The 4,542-nt window shown below is 43.1% G+C and carries 2 protein-coding genes; both read left to right on the forward strand.

The window, feature by feature from the left end; genetic code table 11:
• Positions 1-1,274: c-type cytochrome (locus P767_RS0112850; protein WP_316929608.1), on the forward strand; the 1,274-nt coding region annotated here is incomplete at its 5' end.
• 85 nt (positions 1,275-1,359) lie between these two features.
• A complete protein-coding gene (locus tag P767_RS0112855; protein WP_026764844.1) occupies positions 1,360-4,470 on the forward strand; it encodes a TAT-variant-translocated molybdopterin oxidoreductase in 3,111 nt (1,036 codons plus the stop codon).
• Positions 4,471-4,542: the final 72 nt, after the last annotated feature.

Genomic DNA, 4,542 nt, shown 5'->3' on the forward strand with positions numbered 1-4,542 from the left:
CCATCGTTGTGCATATGATATTGTCAAGATCCATAGCAAAAGCCAGCATTGCCGCTTTTTTATTTATTGTGAGTCTTAGTTTCGGTGTAGCCGCCAATGCCCAGGACGGGAAAGCGCTTTTCAGCGCCAATTGTGCGTCCTGTCATGCTCCCCACAAAAAACTAACTGGTCCTGCGCTTGCAGGTGTTGAAGCCCGTTGGTCCAGTAAGGAAAACTTGTATTCCTGGATTAGAAACAGTGCTGCCTACTTAAAAACAGGCGATCCTTACGCAGTTAACCTGTACAATGAGTACAACAAAATTGCGATGAACGCATTTCCTACTTTGAAAGATGAGGAAATTGACGCGATTCTTGCCTATGTAAACAGTGTACCAGATCCTTCTAAAGCACCTGCTGGTGCTGGTGCAGGAGTTGCTGCTGCTTCTAATGTTGAAGCTGATAATTCATTGTTATTTGGAATTCTTACTTTGATTCTTGCTGTTGTGGCATTAATCATGTTGCAGGTAAACTCTAACCTGAAAAAATTAGCTGATGATAAAGCTGGCTTGCCTGCTTTAGAACCAATTCCTTTCTGGAGAAACAAAGCTTATATAGCAATGGTTACTGTTGTATTGTTTGTGGTGGGTGGTTATTTAACCACCAAAGGTGCCATGGCATATGGAAGAAGCAAGGACTATCAGCCTGAACAACCTATTTATTATTCTCACGCAGTTCACGCTGGTACCAACCAGATCAACTGTCAATACTGTCACTCAGGTGCTGCTCAGGGTAAGCAGGCTACCATTCCTTCTGTAAACGTTTGTATGAACTGTCACCAGGCCATCAACGAGTACAAAGGCGAAAAAATCTATAACGAAGCTGGTGAAGAAGTGGACGGTACCGCAGAAATCAAGAAATTATACAAATACGCTGGCTTTGAAGAGGGTAAACCCTGGGATCCAAGTAAGGCTAAGCCAATTGAGTGGGTTCGTATCCACAATCTTCCTGACCATGTTTATTTCAACCACGCCCAACACGTAAAAGCGGGTCAGGTTGCCTGTCAAACCTGTCACGGAGATATCCAGAAAATGGGAGAAGTAAAGCAGTTTACCGATTTAAGCATGGGCTGGTGTGTGAACTGTCACCGCGAAACCAAAGTGCAGTTTAAAGACAACGGTTTCTACAGCATTTATGAAAAGTATCACGCTGATTTAAAGAGCGGTAAAATTGATAGCACCAAGGGTGTAACCGTTGAAATGATTGGTGGTACCGAGTGTCAGAAATGTCACTACTAGTTCTTATTCATCCCAAAAGGGTTTATTAAAATATATCATTCGAACGTGGACTCCGCCCGCGGATTCCAACTGTTAATCAATAATTATGGAGCAAAAAAAGCACTGGCAAAGTTTTGGAGAGCTGAATCAGTCTGCAGCGTTTAACAAGGATGTAAAAGACGAATTCAATGAAGAGCTTCCAATGGTGGAAGATGAAAGCAAAAGCTTTCTCGAAGCAAAAGCACCTCGTAGAGACTTCCTGAAATACCTAGGGTTCAGTACAGCTGCTGCCGCAGCTGCTGCAAGCTGTGAAATGCCTGTAAAAAAGGCAATTCCGTTTGCGAATAAGCCTGAGGATGTTGTTCCCGGTATTGCTAAATACTATGCTACCACCTACGTACAGGATGGAGATGCAGTAAGTATTTTAGCAAAAGTTCGTGATGGTCGTCCTATTAAAATTGAGGGTAACGACCTTTCTCCAGTTACTAAAGGAGGTACATCTGCCCGCGTTCAGGCTTCTGTACTTGATTTATATGATACTTCCCGCTTGCGTTTCCCTACTATTGATGGTAAGGAAGTAACTTTTGAAGCGGCTGATAAAGCCATTGCTGCTCAGATGGGCGGTAATGTGGTTTTATTAACCAGCACGATTAACTCTCCTTCAACCAAAGCGGTTATTGCTCAGTTTTTAGCTAAATATCCCGGAAGCAAGCACGTTACCTACGATGCGGTTTCTTATAGTGGAATGATTTTAGCGAACGAAGCTACTTATGGTGTAAGAGGTATTCCTTCTTACCATTTTGAAAATGCCAAGGCTATCGTAAGCTTAGGCGCTGATTTCCTGGGAACCTGGTTAAATCCGGTTGAATTCTCAAGACAGTATGCTACTGGTAAAAAATTAGATGAGAAGAACCCAAGCATGAGCAAGCATATTCATTTTGAATCTGTTGCTTCATTAACTGGTTCTAACGCTGATGAAAAATATTTACACCGTCCTTCTGAAACCCTTGCTATTGCTGCTGCTTTGCTAAGTGCAGTGAATGGTACAGGTGTTACTGGAATTGCGGATGCAAAACTAAAAGCAGGTGTTGAAGCAGCTGCTAAAGCATTAACTGCCAATAAAGGCGCTGCCTTGGTGGTTGCCGGAAGCAATGATGTAAATGTTCAGATTCTTGTAAATGCAATTAACAACGCCATTGGTGCTGGTGGTTCTACCATCAACTGGGGTGTTTTATTAAATACACGCGCTGGTGTGGACGCAGAATTTGCTCAACTGGTTGCGGACATGAATGCAGGTTCTGTTGGAACCTTGTTGATTCATGGTGCAAACCCTGCTTACAGCTGGTTTGCTGCTGATCAGTTCAAAGCTGGTTTGGCAAAGGTTAAAACAACGGTTTCTTTTGCTGGTAAAGTAGATGAAACTGCTGAACTATTTAAGTTCGTTTTACCTGACAATCATTTCTTGGAAAGCTGGGGTGACGCGGAAGTTAAAACCGGTCATTTCTCTTTTATACAGCCTACTATTTATCCTTTATTCAAAACCCGTCAGTGGCAGGATAGCCTTTTAAAATGGAGCGGTGCAACTGAAGATTATTTAGCGTACTTAAAGAATTTCTGGTCTGCTAAATTGGGTGGCGTAAATGGTTGGGACAAAGCTTTACAAGATGGAGTAGTAGTATTGGGTGAATCAGCTAAATCCGCTGGAAGCTTCAATGGCGCTGCAGTTGCAGGTGCATTGGCTGCTGCTTCTTCTGCAAAGAAGGGCGGTAAGGTTGAATTGGTTTTATATGAAAAAGTAGGTATTGGTGCTGGTCAGGGCGCAAGTAACCCATGGTTACAGGAATTACCTGATCCGGTTACCAGAGCAACCTGGGATAACTACCTCGTGGTGTCTCCTGCTATGGCTAAAACATTGTTGGGTATTGATATCAGCAATGGTGGTCAGGCTGATGCTTACGAAGTGAATCCTCCTAAGAAAGTAGTTAAAGTAACTGTAGGTCAGAAAACCATCGAGTTACCTGCATTAATTATACCGGGTACACATCCTGAAACCGTTGGTATTGCTGTTGGTTACGGCCGCAGTGAAAAAGTAGGAAAGTCTGCTGCCGGTGTTGGTAAGAATGCGTTTCCTCTTGCTTCTTTAAGTGGTTCTGCCGTAAACTTCTTTAATGGAGAAGTTACCCTTACCCTTACTGATGAGAAGTATCCGGTTGCCTTAACACAAACACATAGCCGTTACGATACTGAACAAGGAAATCGTACCGAAGTAGTAAAAGAATTAAGCTTAGCTGCCTATAAACACCATCCAACTGAAATCCGCGATGAGCGTGACAAGGAATTAAAGCCTTGGGGTGGATTGGAGAAGTTTGAATCTCAGGGTACACTGTATCCTGTGTTCGACAGACCAGGTGCTAAGTGGGGTATGAGCATCGACCTGAATACCTGTACCGGTTGTGGTGCCTGCGTAGTGGCTTGTAATGCAGAGAACAACGTTTCTGTTGTTGGTAAGCCTGAAGTATTGCGTGGTCACGAAATGCACTGGTTGCGTATTGACCGCTACTACAGTGGCGATTTGGAAAATCCAAATGTGGTATTCCAGCCCTTGATGTGTCAGCATTGCGACAACGCTCCTTGTGAAAACGTTTGTCCGGTTGCTGCAACCAACCACAGCAGTGAAGGTTTAAACCAAATGACTTATAACCGTTGTATTGGTACCAGATATTGTGCCAACAACTGTCCTTATAAAGTACGTCGTTTCAACTGGGCCGACTACAATGGCTCTGATAGCTTTGGTGACAACCAGAAAGGAATTGTGAACGATGTGGTACTAGACATGAACGACGATTTAACCAGAATGGTGTTGAATCCTGATGTTACTGTTCGTGCAAGAGGGGTAATTGAAAAATGTTCTTTCTGTGTGCAGCGTTTACAGGAAGGTAAGTTGAAAGCGAAGAAGGATAGCCGTCCTTTAAGCGACAGCGATATCAAAGTAGCTTGTCAGCAGGCTTGTCCTACACACGCAATTACTTTCGGTAATGCCAACAGCAAGGAGAGTGCAATTACCTTGGCTAGACAGGAAAATCCTAACCGTCAGTTCTATGTGTTAGAGCAATTACACGTGTTACCTAATGTTACCTATATGGCTAAAATTAGAAACACAGATGATATGCCTCATCACGAAGCTGCGGAAGCAAAATCAGAAAAAGCACACGGATAATTAAAGAATTTGAAATAACCAGATTCTGCCTTCCGTAATAACTTCGTATAGCATACATTATACGAAGTTATC

The organism is Sediminibacterium salmoneum NBRC 103935, from assembly GCF_000511175.1.
Taxonomy (GTDB): Bacteria; Bacteroidota; Bacteroidia; order Chitinophagales; family Chitinophagaceae; genus Sediminibacterium; species Sediminibacterium salmoneum.